Genomic DNA, 21,463 nt, shown 5'->3' on the forward strand with positions numbered 1-21,463 from the left:
TAGCAAAGTGAGGTCAAAGTGGGTATGAATTTAACGGAACAATTAGCGGGTAGCCATCGTCAAATTGTGGATTCAAACAAAAGCGCTTGCTTGATGCTCAACGATCAAGGTCAAGAAGTTCGAGTTACACAAGCGATGGTCGTTTCTCTCTGTCAGCAATTAATCAAGCAGTGTCGTAATATTAAAAATTAAGGGGCCTTTTTAAAGCCCCTTAATTTTTTTGTAAATATCGAAATATACAGCCTTAAGCTGGTTTTTCATTTGCAACTTCTATATCCGCTACTACTTGTTTCTTTGTTACACTACGCTTAGTAGCCTTTTTCATAATCTGCGGTTTGTCATCTTCAGGTAGACCCACAATTTTTTCAAATCGTTGAATCTCATCTTCTAAATGGGTCAATAAATTTTGCATCTTAGGCAAAGCATTTCGACATGCGGTTAAACCGACTTCTAATTTATCCATATAACTGGTCATTGTGATATTCAACGCTTGACCATCAAGTACGATAGAAGCAGGGTAAAGTGCGTCCAAACGTGCACCATTCCAATATAGCGGCTCTTTAGGCCCTGGTACGTTAGAAATAACGAGGTTAAATGCCTGACGTTTAGGTGCTAAACCAGAGATGATATTTAAACCTGCAGGACCATATACGAAGGCACTATAGTTGAGAATCTGATCTGAAGTCATGCGTTTGAATTTTTGTTTCGCATTCATTACGCTACGACGAATAAGATCGAGTCGTTCTAATGGATCGGCTTTATGTGTCGCTAAGTTCGCCAGAATCATCGTAATACGATTTGACATATCTGAATCATCCGTACGAACGGAGACAGGAACCATAGCGATTAATGGTTTTTCTGGTAAAGCACTTTGACTGATTAAATATTCACGTAAAGCACCAGAGCAAATCGCGAGAACAATATCGTTAATGGTCACACCCAGTGATTTTGAAATATGGTTGAGGCGCTTAAACTCATATGACTGAGCAGCGAAACGACGCGATGAGCTGACTTTTTGATTCAGAATACTACTTGGGGCTTGGAAACTAGATACATAGTCCGGATTACGTCCCATATCCTTAAAGACAGTTTCAGACAGCACTTTGAATACACCCGGTGTAGACTGCACTTGACCTTTCAAATTAGACAATATTTGTTTTGCACGGCTTACTTTAGGTGTTTTAAGTCGCTTAGCACGCGGACCTTCGACACACCATGGCGGAACGATACTTCTAGCATTTGGATCATGAGAGAGTGATTTTTCAATTAAACGCATGCCTGCAATACCATCGACCATCCCATGATGTATTTTGAAATACATGGCGAAACGATTGCCTTCAATGCCCTCAATGATATGACACATCCATAATGGCTTAGCTCGATCAATTAATGAACTGTGCTCTTGGGAAATGTAGGTGAGTAGCTCACGAATACGACCAGGATGTGGTAGAGCAATATGTCTGAAGTGATGATCAAGATCGAATTCAGTGTCTGTGTCCCAAAACAGTCCGTTTAATTTATTATTAAACGGTGGAATTGGAATAGATTTTGAGTTGCGAATATCTGCCACTAAATCTTGAATAAAGGTTGGTGGCGCATCTTCTGGAATTTCAAATAAAAATAATCCGCCAACATGCATGGGCTGTTGTCTTTTTTCCAAAGATAAGAAAATAAAATCAAGCGGGTGTAATGGGCGCATAGTCTAGGTTTGCCTCACTGCAAATTTCTAAAATTGTTTTTTAGAATTATCAATCCAAGAGATCAGTATAGACGTATTTGTTGGAGGGGGCATAAATTTTTTTAATGAATGGTCAGTACAAAAAAGCCACTTTAAATCAGTGGCTTAAAACTTTGTGAGACAGTTTTTACTTTTTTAAATTACCTGAATGTAAACCACATTCTTTATGCGTTGCTTCTTCCCACCACCAACGACCTTCACGCTCGTGCTGATTTGGAAGTACTGGACGCGTGCATGGTTCACATCCAATTGAAATAAAACCTTTTTCATGCAATGGATTATATGGAATTTCCATCATGCGAATATAATTCCAAACGTCAGCACTCGTCCAATTCGCCAAAGGGTTGTATTTAATGAGTTGTTTACCTTCACCTGAAAAACCTAGATCAGCTTGAATCACTGGAATTTCAGTACGTGTACCCGGACTTTGATCTTTACGTTGACCCGTGATCCAACCATCAAGTGTTGCTAACTTTTTACGAAGAGGTTGAACCTTACGGATACCACAACACTCTTTATGATCATCTTGATAAAAGCTAAACAGTCCTTTTTCGTTGACCAGATTCTGAACAGCTTCAGCTTCCGGGAAACATATTTCAATGTTGATATTATAGTGCTTACGAACAGTCTCAATAAATTGATAAGTTTCTGAATGCAAGCGACCTGTATCAAGACTAAACACGCGAAAAGGTTTACCTAAATTTGCAGCCATATCAATCAATACAACATCTTCAGCACCTGAAAATGAAATGGCAATTTCACCTTTTTGATTTAAAGCTAAGGCTATAATTTCCGAAGGGGATTTATCTTCATACTCTGATGCAAGTGCATCAATTAAATCTATGCTTGGAATGGTAGTCATGAGAATCCTGGCGATATAGGCTTGGAAACAACAAGTCCTATATTAAAATATTTGATGTATATTTTAGTTGAATTCAGAGATTTATCTTATGAAATAAAAATAAATACTTATGAATAAAATAGATTTAAAAAATTACATCGATATTCAACAATCTTCGGCTATGATATTGCAAATTTTATTAATGCTGAGGGCAGTATCATGGAAATCGTTTGTCTAGATCTTGAAGGCGTTTTGGTTCCTGAAATTTGGATTAATTTTGCAAAAAAAACAGGAATTAAAGAGCTTGAAGCAACAACTCGAGATATTCCAGACTACGATGTGCTTATGACTCAGCGTTTAAACATTCTTAAACAGCATGGTTTAGGTTTAAATGACATTCAAGCTGTTATTGCAGATATGGGACCGTTTGAAGGCGCTAAGGAGTTTGTCGAGTGGGTACGTACTCATTTCCAACTCATCATTTTATCTGACACATTCTATGAATTTGCTCATCCATTGATGAAACAGTTAGGTTGGCCTACGATTTTCTGTCACAAATTAGAAACTGACGAAAATGGTATGATTACAAATTATAAACTACGTCAACCTGATCAAAAACGCAAAGCAGTGCAAGCTCTACACGGTTTAAATTTCCGTGTAATTGCTGCCGGTGACTCTTATAACGATACCACGATGCTCGGTGAAGCAGATCAAGGTTTCTTATTTGATGCGCCGGATAATGTAATTGCAGAATTCCCACAATTTCCTGCGATTAATGGTTATGCTGCATTGAAAGAAGCGATCCGCAACGCTTCTGTACGTGATATTCCAGCCTAAGTTATTACTTTAAAAAAAGGACGCTTTAGCGTCCTTTTTTTATAACAATTGTTAGAATCGATACCCGATTTTCATGCCATAACCTAATGCATAATTGTTGCTGAATTCTCCAACATTTATTCCACCCGTTTGAGCAGTTGCATCGCCTAACCAGAAATATTTAACACCAGCTTGAATAAAGCTTTGCTGTGATGGGTTGAATTGACCACCTAAGCCTACACTCCAATAACCTTCAGTTGGACCTAAAGTGGTTACAGGGTTTCCAGCTCCAGAGTCATAGCCTACAGTTGTGGTTGCTGCCCATTGATCATTAAATTTATGTGCAACACCTAAGATTGCAGAGTACTGATCATCGGAATACGAAATGAGGTCCTGTCCAACTAATCCAAGTAATTTAGGAGTAACCGTAAATTGATCCCAATGAACCCAACGCAGGTTAGCAAACGCCAAAGTGTTTGTTGCAATTCCAGACTGTAAATCAATATTTACAGATTGTGGAGTAACTGCTTCAGTTACTGCAGAGATCTTATCTAATCTATTAAACTCAGGCTTTTTTAATGCATCGGCGTAAAGTGGAAGGAGCGAGGTTTCATTCGACTGAGCTTTGTGTTTAATCTCAGAGCGATAAGTGATAGATGCTTTTAATGCAATTTTTGGAATTTGGTATGCAGTACCTGCAATCCAGCCGTAAGCTTCTTTTTGGTCTACATGGATGTTATAGCCATTTAAGACTTGGTATGCACTACCTTTTAAATTGATATCAGCTTCAACTGTTTGCCATACTGGACCAGCATAAAAATTCCAATTTTCAGTGGGTTGATAACCAATGAGTGCAGTTAAATTTTGTGTCTTAACTTCAACTGATGTACCACTTAAACTATTGCCAAATGATTGATTTTTAGCATCGTATAATGCATCTGCACCAAAAGGCTGATCGTAAATTAAACCTAAAGAAACTTGGTCAGTTATCTGTAGTTTAAGAGCAGTGTTTACAAAATAATAATCACTGCCCATATCTGTAATTTTTTCGCCTGTTAAATCCTGACCAGTGATTTTATTAATCACGGTGGAAGAACCTTTAACGGTGGGATCTAAAACAGAAATGCCAGCTTCTGCATAATTACCTGATTGGAGAAATGCTGAAATCGACTGACCTGAACGATCTAAACCTGCGGCGTAAATTGAAGTTAATGGGAGCGTAGACAATAAGACTGAGTATGAAAGTACTTTAAATTTCATGATGTTCATCCATGAATGCCATATGGCGAAAAAATTGCATGAAAAATAACATAAATAAAAAAAGAGTAAATACTCGGAAATGATTGAAATACAATCAAATTTATATTGCTTCATGATCAAATTATGAGATTAAATAATTATGTCCATGTTTTAAAAAGTATTATTGAGCAAAAAAGTAATTGTAGTTTGAGTCGTTTTCTTATTTTAAATGACGATATAACAAACAATTAATTTATACTTGTATAAAAATAAAAAAAGACCACATGATTGTGGTCTTTTTTTATTGACGAATGATTAGAATTTATAGCCGATTTTAAGACCATAAGCTAAAGCGTCATTGTCTTCAAACTTTCCTGCTGCACTATGTGCACCTGTCTGAGCATCAGCATCACCTAGCCAGAAGTACTTAACACCGCCTGCAATGAACGTTGCTGGAGTAGGGCTATATTGAAGACCTAAACCTACGTTCCAATAACCTTCTGTTGGTCCAAGTGTCGTTACAGGATTGCCTGCACCAGAGTCCCATCCAACAGATACATTACCAGCCCATTGTTCGTTAAATTTCCGACCTACGCCTGTGGTAACTGACCACTGATCTTTAGAGTAATCAACTAGATTAAATCCATCTGGTTTACCAAGAGCAGGTAATAAACTACCAGCTAATTTAGAAAGATTACCAAATTGATGAGGTTGAATTGCAAAATTTGACCAATCAACCCAGCGGATATTAGCAAATGCCACAGTATTAGCCATGATCCCAGATTGTAGATCTAAGTTAACTGATTGAGGTGTTGTAATCTTTGTTTCACCTTTAGAGCTTAGGGCTGCAAGTGCACCTGCAGGTAATCCTGGAGCCAGCAAAGTACCTAAAGGTGAAATGAGAGGAATACTTTCATTGACATTGACTTTATGATCAATTTCAGAACGATAAGTAATCGATGCTTTAAGTGCAATTTCAGGAATTTGATAAGCAGCTCCAGCTAACCATCCGAATGCATTGTCTTCAGGAATATCCGCATCATAACCATTAAATAGACTATATGCAGAACCACGAAGTTTTACGTCACCTTTAACTGTTTGATAGACAGCACCACCATAGAAGTTGAAATTTTCTGTAGGTTGATAGCCTAAAATCAGTGATAAGTTTTGAGTATCAACTTCAACAGAAGTATTGCCAGTAATAGGGGTTCCTAAAGCAATGGCAATAGGCTCTTCAGTTACAGGGTGAGTAATAACAGGAGTTCCATTTGGAGTACTTGTTACAACAGGTAGACCATTAGTTAAACTAGTTCCTGGTAAAACGCCATCAGAGATACCAGCGACAAAATTATTTTTTCCTGTATATTCTGCATCAGCACCAAAAGGTTGATCGTAAATTAAACCTACTGAAATTTTATCTGTTGCTTGGATTTTGAGTGCGGCAGAAGGGAAGTAATAATCTCCAGCCATATCACCTGTAGATGTGCCATTGGTATCTTTACCAGAAACTGAAGGATCTAAAATTGAGATGCCAGCTTCAAAGTAATTTCCTGGTTGAAGGAATGATGAAATAGATTGTCCAGAACGATCTAAAGCAGCAGCAAAAGAGCCTGATGATGCAAAACCGAGTATTACAGCAACTGATAATTTTGTTAATTTCACTTGAATTTTCCCTGATCTTCTTCAATGAATTATTTTGTATTTTCCAATTGAATTGAGGATTAGTTATCTTAAACTGATCCTAAATCTTATGTTCACAAAATAACACATTAAGAATCAGAGTAAATACTCTAAGGAAATAAATTTATAATTGAATTTTAATTCTGATAAAAATAATAGGAATTTTATTTTTTATATAAATTATTGAATTTATGAGTTATTTAATTTTGAACGACACTATCTTATGGTTAATACGTAAATGAACTATACAGTCAGTCAATGGCATTCATGATTAAATAAAAAAGAGCACTTAAGTGCTCTTCAAAAAATGAATAGAGTTTAGAAACGATAACCCATTTTTAGTCCATATGCCCAAGCATCGTTGTCTTCAAATTTGCCGACTGGTCGACCAGCTGATCGGCCATCAGCATCTCCTAATAAGAAATATTTTACGCCACCACCGATAAAGGTTGCAGGGGTAGGGCTAAACTGAGCACTTAAACCAAAATTCCAATAACCTTCTGTAGGGCCAAGTGCGGTAACAGGATTGCCAGCACCTGAGTCCCAGCCAGCAGAAAGAGCACCACTCCATTTTTCATTAATTTTACGCCCAACACCAACTGTGGCAGACCATTGATCTTTATCATATTCTATAATGTATTGAGGAGTGCCTGTTAAGCCTGCAGAGAGATTTCTAAATTGCTCGATATCAATTTTCATGCCGCCCCATTCAACCCAGCGCACATTCGCAAATGCGACTGTATTGGCCATGATACCAGTTTGGAAATCTAAATTAACAGATTGTGGTGTAGATATTTTAGTATCTTTTGATGGCAGGTTTGGCTCTAATAAACCTGCCGCATCAAGCTGATTCAAGCCAGCAACAAGTTGAGCTTGTTCACGAGTAACTGTAGTACCTGGGATTGGCTGTAATTCATTAACTCCTAATAAATCCATTGTACTTAATAAGTTACTAGCTAAAGGGGCTAAAAGCTGTACACTAGGACTATTGTATAGATTTATTATTCCGTTTAATGATTCTTTAGTTTCTAATTCGTGATCAATTTCAGAGCGATAAGTAATTGATAGCTTTAAGGCGATCTCTGGGATTTGAAAAGCGAAACCAGCTAACCAGCCATACCCCTCGTCCCGTTTAAAATTAGCTTGATAGTTTTCAAGACTTGATAGTGTTAGATTGCCTCTCACATCTTGATAGACGCCCCCAGCATAAAAATTTAACTGCTCATTTGGTTGAAAACCAACTATGGCAGAAATATTATTCGAATTAACTTTTACATTGGTACCTGTATATTTGCCTCCATCAGTATAGTCTGCTGCAGCACCGAATGGTTGATCGTAAAGTAAACCAAATGAGAAGTTTTCATTCAGTTGTAATTTTAAAGCTGCGCTTGGGAAGTAGTAATCTTCAGCCATATCTGAAACTCTATCTCCATCTGTTGTAATACCTCCAACTGAAGGGTCAATAATGGAGATACCAGCTTCAAAGTAGTTATTTGGTTGTAAAAATGCTCCTATCGATTGACCTGAGCGATCCATTGCGGCTGCATAAGCCCCAGAAATCGGTAATAAAGCAAATAATACAGATGCACTGATGGTTTTTAATTTCATGTTATCTATCCTTAGATAATGTGAATTTTTAATTTAATAGAATTTTTTTAGTTATTTCCTTAAGAGCTGATAAATAAACGATTTATGCTTAAATGTTTATTTTTTGCTCTACAAACAACATATCATAAAGGTAATGAGATGCAACAAAAATTTGACTGAAATGACATTATTTTTTTTATTTTGGGTCAATTTGTTGATAAGTGTATTAATCTCAGAAAATGGTGCGCCCTGCGGGACTCGAACCCACGCCGGTCACTTAGGAGGCAACTGCTCTATCCAGTTAAGCTAAGGACGCATACTAATCTGATCAAATAAATTTTTGAAAAAAAGTTATTGCTTAGCAATAACTTTTTTAATGCGTCTTACTATTTTCGGTAAAGTAATTTAAATAATACCAACATCAGGATAATCCAGATCGGAATCATGATCACAGCACCGCTTAAGCCCTGAGTCCACATGATGTAAAGCACGACAATAATAAACCCAAGAACCAAATAGTTACTGGCTGGTGACCATAGAGCAGGAAATTTTGAAGTGGTATTTGACAGTTTCATCGCTTGTTTAAATTTCAAGTGAGTCAACGCAATCATCGCCCAGTTAAGTACTAGAGCACCAACAACAATATAAATTAAATTACTTAAAGCATCTTCAGGTGCAAAATAGTTTAATAAAACACATCCGAAAATTAACACTGCTGACAACAATACAGCAGGAACAGGTACACCTTGTTTATTGGTTTTTTCAAAAATTTTAGGGGCATTCCCTTGTTTCGCTAAACCAAAAAGCATACGGCTATTCGCGTACATTCCACTGTTATATACTGATAGTGCAGCAGTCAAAATAATAAAGTTGAGCAGGTGAGCAGCCCAATCAATACCCAGTTGACTGAAGATCATTACGAATGGACTTTTATCTAGACCACCAAGTTGCAGTTGATTCCATGGAACTAAAGAAAGAAGAATTGTAAGCGACCCAACATAGAAAATCAGAATACGGAAAACAACTTGATTAATTGCTTTAGGAATCGTTTTCTCTGGATTTTCAGCCTCAGCTGCTGCCATACCAATCAGTTCAATACCACCAAAGGCGAACATCAGGAATGCCAACATGAAGAATAAACCTTCGAATCCATGAGGGAAGAAACCACCGTGAGTCCAAAGATTACTGAATGATGCAGTAGAGTCAGATCCTGCTGTAAACAACAAGAATAGACCGAAGATAATCATCGACACGACAGCTGCTACTTTAATAATAGACAGCCAAAACTCTGATTCTCCATAAAATTTAACATTACATAGGTTAACTAAGGTAATGATAATAAAGAAAAAAAGAACTGATGACCAAGCAGGAATGTGAGGCCACCAATAGTTAATATATTTTGCAACAGCTGTTAATTCGGTCATCGCGACCAAAATATAAAGAATCCAATAGTTCCAACCTGCTAGAAATCCAGGAAACTTACCCCAATATTTATTTGCAAAATGACTAAATGATCCTGCAACAGGTTCATGAACAATCATTTCGCCTAATTGGCGCATAATTAAAAAAGCGATTAAACCACCAATTGCATAACCCAAAATAATAGATGGGCCGGCAGATTGGATCACGTGTGCGGAACCTAAAAATAAGCCTGTACCAATTGCACCACCCATAGCGATTAATTGGATATGACGATTCTTTAAGCCACGCTGAAGTTGTGAAGACTTGTTATTCAAAGTATTCAGCCCGACGATTGAAATAAGTTACAAGATTGTAATAGATCAAATTGCATTAGCCTAGTACGTCAGCGTTCATGAATGTTTTTTATGATTTAAATAAAATAAAATTATTATAGAAAAATTATTTAATTATTTTTTAATCAATCATTTAATTTTATTAGAATTTGTTTTTATGAGAGTGAATTAAATTTAATCTATCGTAATTGATGGAAATTCATACCATAGTGTTAAGTGCTCATGTTCACATAAAAAATCATTTATACTGTGTTGAACTAAAAATCACGATTGATAACAAATATTAAAAGAGAAGGAATGAGCTATGAGTTCAACACCACAAATTAAAATTCCAGCCACTTATATGCGTGGAGGAACGAGTAAAGGTGTTTTCTTTAACTTAAATGATTTACCTAAAGAAGCTCAAGTTCCAGGTAAAGCAAGAGATCAGATCTTATTACGTGTGATAGGAAGCCCTGATCCTTATGGCAAACAAATCGATGGAATGGGTGGTGCTTCATCTAGTACCAGTAAGACAGTCATTCTCTCTAAAAGCGCTCAATCTGATCATGATGTAGATTATCTTTTTGGACAGGTTGCGATTGATCGACCATTTGTCGATTGGAGTGGCAACTGTGGCAATCTTACGGCAGCAGTAGGCTCATTTGCGATTTCAAATGGTCTCGTGAGTGCAGAAAAGATTCCAGAGAATGGGATTTGTACGGTAAAGATTTGGCAGGTCAATATCCAGAAATCGATTATCGCGCATGTCCCAATCACAAATGGTCAGGTTCAGGAAACAGGTGATTTCGAGCTTGATGGGGTAACATTTCCAGCTGCTGAGGTGCAAATAGAGTTTTTAGATCCCGCAGATGATGGAGAGGATGGGGCTGCCATGTTTCCCACAGGAAATGTGGTTGATGAGCTGGAAGTTCCAGATATTGGTCGCTTTCAGGTGACGCTGATTAATGCGGGTATTCCAACTATTTTTATGTGTGCTTCAGACTTAGGGTATGAAGGAACTGAACTTCAGGATCATATCAATAATGATGTCGAGGCCTTGGCCAAGTTTGAAAAAATTCGTGCTTATGGTGCTGTAAAGATGGGTATTATTCAGCATATTGATGAAGCGGTTCAACGTCAGCATACACCTAAAATTGCATTTGTATCTGCGCCTAAAAATTACATCTCATCTAGCGGAAAAGCAGTACACGCTGATGAGATCGACTTGACGGTTCGTGCTTTATCTATGGGTAAACTACACCATGCCATGATGGGAACCGCAGCTGTAGCGATTGGAACCGCTGCTGCAATTCCTGGAACATTAGTCAATTTAGCCTCAGGTGGTGGTGAAAAAAAATCAGTCAGATTTGGGCATCCTTCTGGAACACTCAGAGTGGGCGCTGAAGCGGAGAAAATTAATGAGCAATGGACGGTAAAAAAGGCCATTATGAGTCGCAGTGCTCGAGTACTCATGGAAGGATGGGTGCGAATTCCTGGCGATACGTTTTAAAATAAAAAAACCACTTTCGAGTGGTTTTTTTACGCGCTTAAAATATGTGATAAGTATACTAAATTAGCCTGAAAGCATTACTAACAGTACGATTCACTCATAAATAATTGAGACTATGACAATTTTGACATGTTATATTAAGGAAATAAGTCAACGTGATTATATTCACCGAATTCATAAAATTAAGTTGCTGAATAGCCTTCGCTCCACGAATAATTAAAATGAGAAAGACCAATGAAGAAGGATAATAATTTTGAGCAGGATACGCCCAAGATTGATCAAGAGTTTCTAAACCAAATTCATGCTACAAATAAATTAGATTTGGTATCTGTGATTGCCAAAATCCCTGTGCCTGTGGCGCTAGTTCAGCATGATGGTGTATTTATTAGTGCAAATCAATTATTTGCTGATATCTATGAGAGTGATGCACTCTATTTACTCGGAAAGAAATTAGGTTTTGTATCAACGACGGTTTACCAATTATTTCAAGATGCGCTGCAATTGTTTCGAAATGATTCACGTTTATACAAAATTGAAAATGAGTTCTATTCAAAAGGGCATTTTTTTCAAATTTATTTTAGTGCTTTAAGAGATAAATCATCCTCTTTGGATTGCGTGTTGATCGTATGTGCAGATATAACAAAATTGAAAAGACGTGAACGTGTCTTGATCCAAAATAATAAAAGGTTGTTTGAAGAGCTATATTTGGACCCTGTGACTGGGATGAACAATAAGCTGGCATTTGAACAGTTTTTAAAAGATCGCTTCCTTATTCAAGAGCGGAAAAATTATTCTTTTATCAAGTTTGAAGTCGAAAATTTTAAAAAGTTTAATCAGCTCAATAGTTATACCATTGGCGATGAAATTTTGAGTCGTATTGGATCTCTGATTAAAGAGGAGTTGAATCAAGATTTAGCAGAAGTCTATCGTTTGAATTCTGCAAGTTTTATCTTGGTGATTCAAGAATCGACTCCTTGGAAAATTCTCACCATTGCTGAACGCCTAAAACAAACATTGGTCCGTGAAAAAATTTATTTCGATCCTCAAGAGGATGAGGTACTCACGTGTGCGATTGGGATTTTTCATCCTAATTGCCAGAAAATGTACTCAGAAAAGCAAATATTAGAAACCTTAGATCGTGCTGTTGACATTGCACATGTATTGGGTCGAAACTCGATTCATGTGTTAGATGAATAGTCACTCTTCATTTAAACTATCACTAAATAAAACAAATCAGCATTGTGTTTTGTAGCAATCACAATTGGTTGTAGAATAAGGACAATTTTATATATACCGACATGAAACGGTATAACTTGAGGTTCAAAGACGGCAGTGACAGTACATATCTCTGTGAATAGCGAAGTATTACAACGTGCTCAACAGCAAATCCAACAGGATCTGAAAATTGCCCTAGATGCATTTTTCATTCCAGAGCCATTGAAAAGTGCTGTAAATCATGCAGTCATGTTAGGTGGAAAAAGGGTTCGTCCAGCTTTAGCGTATGCAACAGCAGAATTAAGTGAAGATCATAAAAATTTTGCTGCTGTGCGACGTGCAGCAGTTGCAGTCGAGTTAATTCATTGCTATTCACTTGCTCATGACGACTTACCATGTATGGATAATGATTTGTTGCGTCGTGGTCAACCAACTTGTCATGTTGCATATGGTGAAGATACAGCACTACTTGCGGGAGATATCTTGCAGTCGATGGCATTTGAGGTTTTAGGAAGTCGCCTTTTTGATACACAAGTCACTGTAGATCCTTCTATTGTGTTGAAGCAAATGCAGATATTGGCGACATCATCTTCTAAGATGGTTTGTGGTCAAGTCCTAGATTTGCAAGCGGAAGGCAAGAAAATTGATCAGGAAGCATTGGAAAATATTCATCGTAATAAAACTGGTGCACTGATTCAGGCCGCAATCATGATGTCAGCAGTGACAGTGATGGACGGTGTAGATGCAGGAATACCGAAATTGCGTGAATTTGGTCAGGCATTAGGTTTAGCATTTCAAGTACAAGATGATATTTTAGATATAGTTTCGGATACTGAAACGCTTGGAAAGACCGCTGGAAAAGATGAACTTGTCGAAAAATCAACATACCCAGCTTTATTGGGCTTAGATGCTGCAAAAGAATATGCAAATAAGCTTCATCAGCAAGCCATTAGTGCTTTAGATTATTTTGGTGATTCGGCATCTGAACTTAAGCAGATTTCAGCTTTTTTACTTGCTCGAAAAAGTTAAAAAAAAAAGAGGACTGAAAGTCCTCTTTTTCATTTGTTATTTTGTCGCTTTATATAATCGGTCTGCTTCGTCAAATCGGTCAGTAACATCTGAGGTCGGTTGCTTACCTAATAAACTCACAACAATGATTGCGATGAGGGAGCAAATAAAGCCAGGAATGATTTCATAGATTCCAGTATCAGCCCAAATATTTTTCCATACAATAACGGTCACTGCACCAATGATCATCCCCGCCAAAGCGCCATTTAATGTCATGCGTTTCCAGAATAAAGACAGAATAATGAGCGGGCCAAATGCTGCCCCAAAGCCTGCCCAAGCGTAGGCAACTAGACCAAGTACTTTAGATTCAGGGTTTGACGCTAAAACAATCGCAAGTAAAGCAATCAGTAGCACCATCAAGCGACCCACCCAAACCAGTTCTTTTTGAGAAGCAGTTTTACGGATGAAAGATTTATAAAAATCTTCGGTTAAAGTGCTTGAACAAACAAGAAGTTGACAACTCAATGTACTCATTACCGCAGCCAAAATGGCAGCTAATACAATGCCGGCGATCCATGGGTTAAATAGAACTTTCGTTAACTCCATAAATACAGTTTCAGGGTTAGCATTCACAATATTAGCGAACTGTGGATTTTGCTGAAAATAAGCAATACCGACATATCCAGCAGCCACTGCACCACCAAGGCACAGAATCATCCAAGTCATACCAATACGACGAGCATTAGGAATCGATTTAACTGAATCAGCAGCCATAAAACGTACGAGAATATGAGGTTGTCCGAAATAGCCTAAACCCCAAGCCAGTAATGAAATAATTGCGACGGTACTTAAGTTACCCATTAAACTGCTTGCTTCTGGTCGCGCTGCTTCAAGTGCTAGATTCACTTGAGATAAATCGGAAAAAGTCAGTAAAGCCACGATGGGGGTAAGCAATAAGGCAAAAAACATTAATCCCGCTTGGATGGTGTCTGTCCAAGAAACAGCTAAGAACCCACCAATAAAAACGTAACTGATCGTTGCAATTGCACTAATCCAAAGGGCAGTGCTGTAAGAAAGATCAAACATACTTTCAAATAATCGAGCGCCTGCCACCATGCCTGAAGCACAATAAATGGCAAAGAAGATTAAAATGACAAATGCAGAAACGATTCGTAGAATTTTTTTCTGATCATTAAAACGATTGGAAAAGTAATCTGGGAGTGTAAGGGCATTGTGTTGAACTTCAGTATGAACTCTGAGACGTCCTGCCACTAACAGCCAGTTGAGCCATGCACCAATAATTAAACCAATTGCAATCCACATTTCTGATAGACCGGAAAGATAAATAGCACCTGGCAAACCCATAAGTAACCAGCCACTCATGTCAGAAGCACCAGCTGAAAGGGCTGTTACAAAACTTCCCAAGCGTCGTCCACCCAAAATATAATCTGAAAAGTTCGTGGTCGCTCGATACGCGATTAAACCAATCACGACCATGGCGACAATATAGAACAAGAAAGTGATTAAGGTGGGATCAAAGGTGCTCATACAATTTCCATGATGCAGTTAGACGATAGATTGTTTTCATGCAATCTTTCAGGATGCGAAATTTAACCATAAATTTAAAATAAATGCTGAAGAATTGAATCTTGAGTCATATCAATAACAAAGGCAGCCGAAGCTGCCTTTTAAATTTTGAAGAGTGTTTGAGCGATTTAAGGATTATTACGACCCATTACCCCACGAATCGTATTCATAATGTCAGCAGGCAATACCACAGTTTTAGCATTATTAGATTTAGCCATATCCTGCATTGCTTTTACATATTGTTCACCAAGTAGATAAGCGACAGGGATCTCTTTGTCGCCTACGGCATTGGTAACCATATTAATGGCTTTTTCTGAAGCTTCAGCGAGTACAACTTGAGCCTCAGCATCGCGACGTGATGCTTCAAGACGACCTTCAGCTTCAAGAATCGCAGCTTGTTTTTCACCATCAGCACGTGTCACTGTCGCACGACGCTGACGTTCAGCTGCGGCTTGGGCTTCCATTGCGGATTGCATTGTACCTGATGGTTGAATATCTTGGATTTCAACCGTTTTAAGCGTAATTCCCCAATCTGAAATATCATCAGAAATTGCTGCTTTTAGCTTCGCTTTAATGTGATCACGTGAAGATAAAGCATCATCCAAGTCCATTTCACCGACGATTGAACGTAAAGAAGTTTGGACAAGGTTTTGGATTGCCCAAGTATAGTTTTCGATACCGTAGACTGCTTTTTCTGGTGTAGTAATGTTGATATAGGCAACAGCGTTCATTAAAAGAACTGCGTTATCTCTTGTAATCACTTCCTGAGATGGAATATCGAGAACGATATCTTTTGTCGTGACTTTATATGCGACTTCATCAACATAAGGAATCACAAAGTTTAGACCTGGACTTAAGGTTGTATGGTATTTACCCAGACGTTGTACGATCCATTTATAGCCTTGAGGAACAATACGAACCCCTTTAAAAATAGTGATCCCGACGAATGCCAAAAATGCGATGGCAATAATTGAACCAGACATTTCTACTCCTTTAAGAATTATTGTTTATAACGGTGAGTTGAGGTTATTGTGCGCTTGAACGACCAGCTCATTACCTAAAATATCTGTAACTCTGACACGATCACCGACCTGAACAAGGCTCAGTGTTCTGCAATTCCATTCGTCAGAGCCTAGAACTGGAAGCTGAAAACGAACTTTGACCAATTCAGGTTCATGACCAATTTGAATCACCATCCCAACTTGTCCGATTGTCGCTTCACGTGAGAGACCCGCTTTAGTCTTATCAACGGAAAGTGGTTTAATAAATTTAAACCAAACCACCGTACATGAAATCGATAGTACAACCCATAAAATAATTTGAGTTGGAAGCCCCATAGAAGGAAATAGCCACACGAGTATGCTAATAATGACTGCAGCTATACCAAACCACAGTGCAGCAAAGGCCGGTAAAATGAGCTCAGACAGGATGAGCAAAATACCTAATACAAACCAATGCCAAGGTTCAATCAATAAGTCCATACATCTACTCTAATCGTTATCTTGTTATAGACGAAAACATCTATATCAAGATAACAGACTAGGGCAGAGAAGCCTATAAAAAATGCTTAAAAGCGAGCTGTTGGTGCAGGTTTGAAAGCAGCAGGAGATTTTTTGAAATTGGCAATTGCGGTATCTATTGATTTAATTTTCAGTTGCGCTGCTTTCTCACCTTCAAGTATTGCCTCATTGCTGGCTTTCAAATCCAAAGTTCCTAAATGGCCAACTTTTGGCTGAATCACGACTGTAGCTGCATTGAGTTCAGTATTGATACTTTGTTGACCCATAATATTAATCGTTTGATCCAACAGTCCCCACATGCTCATCGGCTTATTGCCTGCAGGGCGTGCAGAAATATCAACTGCTATCACAATATCTGCACCCATATTTTTGGCAGTTTGAACTGGAATTGGACTCACGAGTCCACCATCAACATATTTGGTTTTGCCAATCGTTGTTGGAACAAAGACGTTAGGGATACTACATGACGCTCTTACGGCTTGACCTGTATTACCTTTGACGAAATCAGCGCGTTTACCATTATCTAAACGTGTGGCAACTGCAGCAAATCGAATCGGGAATTGTTCAATCGGTTTGTTCCCAACCTGTCGATTGACATAATCTTGGAGCTTTTGACCGAGGACCACACCCTGTCGATTTAAAGTTAAATCACGAATATCGGACTCTTTCAGCTGAAGTGCAATTTGCTGTAGTTGATAGGGAGATTTGCCTGAAGCATAAATACTACCGACAAAACTTCCAGCACTTGTACCCGTAACAATTTTGGGTTTTATACCATGAGATTCTAAAACCTTTAATACACCAATATGCGCAAAACCTTTTGCACCACCACCGCCTAGAGCAATGGCGATCACTGGCTCGCGTGCTTGAATTTGAGTGGATTGTGTAGGATTTTTTACAGTAGAGTTACAGCCTGATAGCGCCAATAAACTCAGGCCAATGAAGCTGATTTTGGGAAGATTGAGGAGCAATGACATAGACATTAATCTGTTAAAAAGTGTCAAAATTTTAGGCATATCTCAACAGATTGCTGTCTATTTTTCTAGCATTTTTACAAAAGTTCTTTAAAGGGTAATGCTAAACGACTTATATTTTTAGGAGAAATTTTTCCACGATAATATTCTAATATTTTGTGCAGATCAGATTCATAGTCTCCCGTCATTTCAAGGCTTCCTAAACATCGTATGACTTTATGATCATAGTCAAATGCAAACATTACCACTGGTATATTTGCACCTAAGGCAATGTGATAAAAACCGCTGCGAATCTTTTTAGCACTTTTTCGTGTACCTTCAGGTGCCATTGCCACCCAAATTTTATCTCGTTCATGAATAGCTTGAACAATTTGTTGAGTCAAGCCTTGGGGGGTATCGCGTTTTACCGGAATCACCCCGATCCATTTGAGTAAATGTTTGAGTGGAGATTTGAACAGACTATCTTTTCCAAAGATTGTGACTTCAATGCCAATGCCAAGCATCGCGAGAAAGGCATACAGTCCATCATAATTTGATGTATGCGGGGACACAATTGCGACAGCTTTGGGAAAATTTGGAAATTCTCCTTCAAAAGACCAGCCTTGTCGAAGATAAAGCTGTTTGAACGCTGCTCGACTCAACGTTGAACCGCGTTGAGGAACTTGTGATGGTAATTTTGGAAATCTATTGTTCATTGTGCGTTGTATAATTGCTTTTTAAACTTATTATAAAGACCTTGTGTATGAGATACATTGGCAGAATAAGAATCAAGTGACAAGGACATCTCAATACGGATTGATTAAGAAAACATCAGTTGCAGGACACCTCTTTCATGTCACCAAATACCAAGATGTATGTGCTTTTATTTTCACTCTATTGGGCGCAAGGATTGCCAGTAGGATTTATGACACATGCTTTGCCCGTGATTCTGCGTGCTGAAGGTGTTTCCTTAACGCATATTGGTGGATTTGGATTGCTGATGGCTCCGTGGGCACTCAAAGTTTTATGGGCTCCATTGGTTGATCGCCATCATTTGTTCAATCAAGGGCATTACCGCAGTTGGATTATACCCACTCAGTTACTCACAATGATTACGCTGGTTATCTTATCATTTATCCCCATTCAATCACTGAACCAACCTCAATATCTCTTTGGATTTTTCGTGGCATTGTTGATGATGAATAGTATCGGAGCGACTCAAGATATAGCAACCGATGGCTTAGCTGTGAATATTCTAAAAGGTGAACAACAGCATCTAGGCAATATGTTCCAAGTGATTGGTTCAAGATTGGGCTTTATTGTGGGAGGCGGTGCGATATTGTGGGTATTAGATGCATTGACTTGGCAAACCACTTTTTTATGCTTGGCTGTTTTGGTGGCATTTAATACGCTACCCGTATTATTGTATCGTGAGCCTCAACATGCTTCACAAAGTATCAATAATCATCAAGATGATGATTCATCATCTAAAACTCAAAATTTCGTGAAAGCTTTAAGTCATTACTTAAAATATTTTTTTCAAAATCGAGAACTCAGACTTTGGTTTTTTGTATTGTGTAGCATTAAAGTGACGGATGGATTGTCTGGACCTATTCTTAAACCATTGTTGGTCGATTTAGGACTATCTAAGACGCAAATTGGTGTCAATGTGACCATGCTTGGAGCATTTGCTGCTTTGATCGGAGCAGGTATTGCAGGTTGGCTACTTAGGTTTTATTCGCGTCAAAGTGCTTTAATTACTTTTTCACTGCTTAAATTATTGAGTCTCATTGGATTTGCATGGTTATCGCATTATGAGGCGCGACCTTCTGAATTGAACGTCGTGTGGATCTATATCATCAATGCTTTAGAAGATATGTTCGCTGCGATGTTATTGGTGATTATTCTAACCTTGGTGATGCAATACAGTCGGAAAGAATTTGCAGGAACAGATTTTACTTTCCAAGTCGCATTGATGGCTTCCATTGCGGGAGCACTGTATACCGTGAGTGGCATATTAGGCGATTGGCTCGGTTATACCTCATATCTCATTTTGATCTGTATATTAGGATTATTTTTGTTCATACCGATTTTAGTATGGAGTCGGTATACAGCTCAAAACAAACATCAATGGAATTAGTCTGTAATCTATCTTTTATTCATTTTCATGCTTAGGATGAAATAAAAATGAATAATCGAGATTGCTGAGAGTTGATAGCATGGGCAAATGAATACACTCCTCTAAGCAGTATGAAAATTCAAGCTGTTATTTTTGATTTGGACAATACACTGACACACCGAGATTTAAGTGTTCAAACTTTTAGTCGGGCATTATTTAATACTTATAAACAGCAAATCGATCAATCTGCCTCGTCTGCGCAAGCTGAGATTCTCGAAACGATTCGATATATTGATCATGGTGGCTATCCCATCCGAGAAAGAATGACTGAACCTACCATTGGTGGTTCAGTTGCTCATGCATTACTCAAGCAGTTGAAATGGAAAAAAGCACCAGAATTAGATGAATTAAGTGACTATTGGTTTAATCAATTTGGACTAAACGCAGTCATGATGCCAAATGCTATTCAGACGCTTGATCAGCTTAGAAGCGAGGGATTTAAGTTGGCAATCATTTCGAATGGAGGACATTTCACTCGACACAAAATTATCGAAGGTTTAGGAATCGCGCATTATTTTGATGTGATCATGAGTTCTGAGAAGGCAGGTGTGTCAAAGCCTCAAGCAGAAATATTTCATATGACTTGTCAACAATTAGGAATTGCATCTGACCATTGTCTTTATGTTGGTGATCATCCATTGAATGATTATTGGGGTGCTACTCAGGCTGGATTAGATGGACTATATTTGGCGGGGTTTCACCAATCCTTAGCTGAACATCAACCGCCCTTAAATAAAACAATTCAGAATTTGCCTGAAATTTTAGCGTATATAAAACAAGTCAATGCATGATGTAAATGATGAATTTTTGAGACGATCAGCTTGATGCAGTGTAATATAAAATGATCAGTTCAAAATGCATGCAATAAACCACTGTGGTTGATTGAGCGTATTAGGACTGAGCGATCTGCACTCGATTAGGCTCATCATTTATGTACAGCATTGTTTTATCCTTAGTGCCGCTGATAGGGCTCATTTTAATTGGATATTTTCTTAAACAGAAATCATATTTAACTGACGAGTTTTGGGCGGGTGCAGAAAAACTTAACTATTTTGTTTTTTTCCCTGCCATGCTCTTTGGCAATCTGGCTCAAGCTGATATTCATATGGAGATGGTAAGTAAAATTTTAGTCATTTTACTCGTGGTCTTTCCAATTGTTTGTGCAGTTTTATATATTCTAAAAAGAATTTTTCAGACCCCAACACGAAGATTTGGAGTCTATGTTCAAAGCAATGTACGTTTTAATACCTATATTGGTTTAGCAGTAGTTGCTTCGCTTTTTCCAGCAGAAGGCATGACAATTTTTGCATTGCTGTTGGCGATCAGTATTCCTGTTGTGAATATCATCTCGGTATTGGCACTGACCGATCATGAAAATATGAATTTTCGAGCAGTGATTATATCGCTACTCAAAAATCCTTTAATTTTAGGTTGCCTGGTTGGGGTGCTCTACAATGTATCCGGGCTGCCATTATGGAAAGGTGCAGAGTCATTAATTTACCAACTTGCGATATGTAGCTTACCTATGGGACTAATGTGTGTCGGTGCTGCATTGCAATTTGTGGCTCTTAAAAAAGAATCATTTCCGCTAATGATCAACACGCTATCGCGTTTATGTTTAATGCCGATATTGGCTTGGTTGGTCTGTAAAATGCTGGGCTTCAATAGTTTAGAGACGCAAATCTTCATTTTATATTTTGCATTACCAACGGCTTCAGCTGCTTATATTCTGACAAAAGTATTGGGTGGTGACAGTCAATTAATGGCTGGCGTAATTAGTCTGCAAATTATCGGTGCTGCAATCACACTACCCATCGTTTTGACTTTCATATTGCACTAAAACTCAGAAGTATA

At 38.1% G+C, this 21,463-nt stretch carries 19 protein-coding genes and 1 tRNA gene; 8 read left to right on the forward strand and 12 right to left on the reverse strand.

Going from position 1 to position 21,463, the window contains the following annotated elements; translation table 11 throughout:
* Positions 1 to 24 precede the first annotated feature (24 nt).
* Positions 25 to 192 (forward strand): PA1571 family protein, encoded by a 168-nt coding sequence (locus AC1M9L_RS06385; protein ID WP_171076802.1) that lies wholly within the window; start codon positions 25 to 27, stop codon positions 190 to 192.
* Between the two features lie 52 nt (positions 193 to 244).
* Here AC1M9L_RS06385 and AC1M9L_RS06390 read toward each other — a convergent pair whose 3' ends face one another.
* Positions 245 to 1,699, reverse strand: coding sequence for a WS/DGAT/MGAT family O-acyltransferase (locus AC1M9L_RS06390; RefSeq protein WP_481591639.1), 1,455 nt, complete (start codon positions 1,697 to 1,699; stop codon positions 245 to 247).
* Positions 1,700 to 1,865: 166 nt separating this feature from the next.
* Complete coding sequence (locus AC1M9L_RS06395) at positions 1,866 to 2,600, reverse strand: phosphoadenylyl-sulfate reductase (protein ID WP_481591640.1); 735 nt, start codon at positions 2,598 to 2,600, stop codon at positions 1,866 to 1,868.
* 198 nt (positions 2,601 to 2,798) lie between these two features.
* On the opposite strand from AC1M9L_RS06395, the gene thrH reads away from it, so the two are divergent.
* Positions 2,799 to 3,416, forward strand: a complete 618-nt coding sequence (thrH, locus tag AC1M9L_RS06400) for a bifunctional phosphoserine phosphatase/homoserine phosphotransferase ThrH (RefSeq protein WP_035269809.1) — start codon at positions 2,799 to 2,801, stop codon at positions 3,414 to 3,416.
* 51 nt (positions 3,417 to 3,467) lie between these two features.
* Here the strand turns inward: thrH and AC1M9L_RS06405 are convergent, their stop codons facing one another.
* The 5 genes from AC1M9L_RS06405 to AC1M9L_RS06425 all read right to left on the reverse strand — a co-directional run bounded on the left by AC1M9L_RS06405 (position 3,468) and on the right by AC1M9L_RS06425 (position 9,637).
* Positions 3,468 to 4,655, reverse strand: a complete 1,188-nt coding sequence (locus AC1M9L_RS06405) for an OmpP1/FadL family transporter (protein WP_481591641.1) — start codon at positions 4,653 to 4,655, stop codon at positions 3,468 to 3,470.
* Positions 4,656 to 4,949: 294 nt separating this feature from the next.
* Positions 4,950 to 6,296, reverse strand: coding sequence for an OmpP1/FadL family transporter (locus tag AC1M9L_RS06410; RefSeq protein ID WP_481591642.1), 1,347 nt, complete (start codon positions 6,294 to 6,296; stop codon positions 4,950 to 4,952).
* Between the two features lie 336 nt (positions 6,297 to 6,632).
* Complete coding sequence (locus AC1M9L_RS06415; protein ID WP_481591643.1) at positions 6,633 to 7,922, reverse strand: OmpP1/FadL family transporter; 1,290 nt, start codon at positions 7,920 to 7,922, stop codon at positions 6,633 to 6,635.
* A 219-nt stretch (positions 7,923 to 8,141) separates the two neighbouring features.
* A tRNA-Arg gene (locus AC1M9L_RS06420) sits at positions 8,142 to 8,217 on the reverse strand.
* A 70-nt stretch (positions 8,218 to 8,287) separates the two neighbouring features.
* Positions 8,288 to 9,637, reverse strand: a complete 1,350-nt coding sequence (locus AC1M9L_RS06425; protein WP_092767004.1) for an amino acid permease — start codon at positions 9,635 to 9,637, stop codon at positions 8,288 to 8,290.
* Between the two features lie 322 nt (positions 9,638 to 9,959).
* On the opposite strand from AC1M9L_RS06425, the gene prpF reads away from it, so the two are divergent.
* The 3 genes from prpF to AC1M9L_RS06440 all read left to right on the forward strand — a co-directional run bounded on the left by prpF (position 9,960) and on the right by AC1M9L_RS06440 (position 13,391).
* A complete protein-coding gene (gene prpF / locus AC1M9L_RS06430) occupies positions 9,960 to 11,147 on the forward strand; it encodes a 2-methylaconitate cis-trans isomerase PrpF (RefSeq protein WP_481591644.1) in 1,188 nt (395 codons plus the stop codon).
* A gap of 234 nt (positions 11,148 to 11,381) precedes the next feature.
* On the forward strand, positions 11,382 to 12,344 hold the full coding sequence (locus AC1M9L_RS06435) for a GGDEF domain-containing protein (protein WP_051586591.1): 963 nt from the start codon (positions 11,382 to 11,384) through the stop codon (positions 12,342 to 12,344).
* A 135-nt stretch (positions 12,345 to 12,479) separates the two neighbouring features.
* The gene (locus tag AC1M9L_RS06440; protein ID WP_092767007.1) at positions 12,480 to 13,391 is read left to right on the forward strand and encodes a polyprenyl synthetase family protein; all 912 of its coding nucleotides are present in this window, start codon (positions 12,480 to 12,482) and stop codon (positions 13,389 to 13,391) included.
* Between the two features lie 36 nt (positions 13,392 to 13,427).
* Here the strand turns inward: AC1M9L_RS06440 and putP are convergent, their stop codons facing one another.
* The 5 genes from putP to AC1M9L_RS06465 all read right to left on the reverse strand — a co-directional run bounded on the left by putP (position 13,428) and on the right by AC1M9L_RS06465 (position 18,146).
* Positions 13,428 to 14,918: a sodium/proline symporter PutP gene (putP, locus tag AC1M9L_RS06445; RefSeq protein ID WP_481591645.1), complete on the reverse strand. Its 1,491-nt coding sequence runs from the start codon at positions 14,916 to 14,918 to the stop codon at positions 13,428 to 13,430.
* 167 nt (positions 14,919 to 15,085) lie between these two features.
* Positions 15,086 to 15,940, reverse strand: coding sequence for an SPFH domain-containing protein (locus AC1M9L_RS06450; RefSeq protein ID WP_035268029.1), 855 nt, complete (start codon positions 15,938 to 15,940; stop codon positions 15,086 to 15,088).
* Positions 15,941 to 15,964: 24 nt separating this feature from the next.
* Positions 15,965 to 16,438, reverse strand: a complete 474-nt coding sequence (locus AC1M9L_RS06455; protein WP_035268023.1) for an NfeD family protein — start codon at positions 16,436 to 16,438, stop codon at positions 15,965 to 15,967.
* Positions 16,439 to 16,524: 86 nt separating this feature from the next.
* Positions 16,525 to 17,454, reverse strand: a complete 930-nt coding sequence (locus AC1M9L_RS06460; RefSeq protein ID WP_051586590.1) for a patatin-like phospholipase family protein — start codon at positions 17,452 to 17,454, stop codon at positions 16,525 to 16,527.
* 74 nt (positions 17,455 to 17,528) lie between these two features.
* Complete coding sequence (locus AC1M9L_RS06465; protein ID WP_481591646.1) at positions 17,529 to 18,146, reverse strand: lysophospholipid acyltransferase family protein; 618 nt, start codon at positions 18,144 to 18,146, stop codon at positions 17,529 to 17,531.
* A 137-nt stretch (positions 18,147 to 18,283) separates the two neighbouring features.
* On the opposite strand from AC1M9L_RS06465, the gene AC1M9L_RS06470 reads away from it, so the two are divergent.
* The 3 genes from AC1M9L_RS06470 to AC1M9L_RS06480 all read left to right on the forward strand — a co-directional run bounded on the left by AC1M9L_RS06470 (position 18,284) and on the right by AC1M9L_RS06480 (position 21,449).
* Positions 18,284 to 19,570 (forward strand): MFS transporter, encoded by a 1,287-nt coding sequence (locus AC1M9L_RS06470; RefSeq protein WP_481591647.1) that lies wholly within the window; start codon positions 18,284 to 18,286, stop codon positions 19,568 to 19,570.
* A 110-nt stretch (positions 19,571 to 19,680) separates the two neighbouring features.
* Complete coding sequence (locus AC1M9L_RS06475; RefSeq protein ID WP_481591648.1) at positions 19,681 to 20,400, forward strand: HAD family hydrolase; 720 nt, start codon at positions 19,681 to 19,683, stop codon at positions 20,398 to 20,400.
* A 140-nt stretch (positions 20,401 to 20,540) separates the two neighbouring features.
* A complete protein-coding gene (locus tag AC1M9L_RS06480; RefSeq protein WP_481591649.1) occupies positions 20,541 to 21,449 on the forward strand; it encodes an AEC family transporter in 909 nt (302 codons plus the stop codon).
* Positions 21,450 to 21,463: the final 14 nt, after the last annotated feature.

The sequence above is a fragment of the Acinetobacter sp. ANC_7511 genome (assembly GCF_056779975.1).

What these genes read in the sequence shown, in the direction of transcription:
- AC1M9L_RS06405 (WP_481591641.1), bottom strand. Translation starts at nt 4,655, where the DNA reads ATGAAATTTAAAGTACTTTCATACTCAGTCTTATTGTCTACGCTCCCA.
- AC1M9L_RS06460 (WP_051586590.1), bottom strand. Translation starts at nt 17,454, where the DNA reads ATGTCATTGCTCCTCAATCTTCCCAAAATCAGCTTCATTGGCCTGAGT.
- AC1M9L_RS06435 (WP_051586591.1), top strand. Translation starts at nt 11,382, where the DNA reads ATGAAGAAGGATAATAATTTTGAGCAGGATACGCCCAAGATTGATCAA.
- AC1M9L_RS06470 (WP_481591647.1), top strand. Translation starts at nt 18,284, where the DNA reads ATGTCACCAAATACCAAGATGTATGTGCTTTTATTTTCACTCTATTGG.
- AC1M9L_RS06390 (WP_481591639.1), bottom strand. Translation starts at nt 1,699, where the DNA reads ATGCGCCCATTACACCCGCTTGATTTTATTTTCTTATCTTTGGAAAAA.
- AC1M9L_RS06480 (WP_481591649.1), top strand. Translation starts at nt 20,541, where the DNA reads ATGTACAGCATTGTTTTATCCTTAGTGCCGCTGATAGGGCTCATTTTA.
- AC1M9L_RS06450 (WP_035268029.1), bottom strand. Translation starts at nt 15,940, where the DNA reads ATGTCTGGTTCAATTATTGCCATCGCATTTTTGGCATTCGTCGGGATC.
- prpF (WP_481591644.1), top strand. Translation starts at nt 9,960, where the DNA reads ATGAGTTCAACACCACAAATTAAAATTCCAGCCACTTATATGCGTGGA.
- AC1M9L_RS06455 (WP_035268023.1), bottom strand. Translation starts at nt 16,438, where the DNA reads ATGGACTTATTGATTGAACCTTGGCATTGGTTTGTATTAGGTATTTTG.
- AC1M9L_RS06475 (WP_481591648.1), top strand. Translation starts at nt 19,681, where the DNA reads ATGAAAATTCAAGCTGTTATTTTTGATTTGGACAATACACTGACACAC.
- AC1M9L_RS06465 (WP_481591646.1), bottom strand. Translation starts at nt 18,146, where the DNA reads ATGAACAATAGATTTCCAAAATTACCATCACAAGTTCCTCAACGCGGT.
- AC1M9L_RS06385 (WP_171076802.1), top strand. Translation starts at nt 25, where the DNA reads ATGAATTTAACGGAACAATTAGCGGGTAGCCATCGTCAAATTGTGGAT.
- AC1M9L_RS06415 (WP_481591643.1), bottom strand. Translation starts at nt 7,922, where the DNA reads ATGAAATTAAAAACCATCAGTGCATCTGTATTATTTGCTTTATTACCG.
- putP (WP_481591645.1), bottom strand. Translation starts at nt 14,918, where the DNA reads ATGAGCACCTTTGATCCCACCTTAATCACTTTCTTGTTCTATATTGTC.
- thrH (WP_035269809.1), top strand. Translation starts at nt 2,799, where the DNA reads ATGGAAATCGTTTGTCTAGATCTTGAAGGCGTTTTGGTTCCTGAAATT.
- AC1M9L_RS06395 (WP_481591640.1), bottom strand. Translation starts at nt 2,600, where the DNA reads ATGACTACCATTCCAAGCATAGATTTAATTGATGCACTTGCATCAGAG.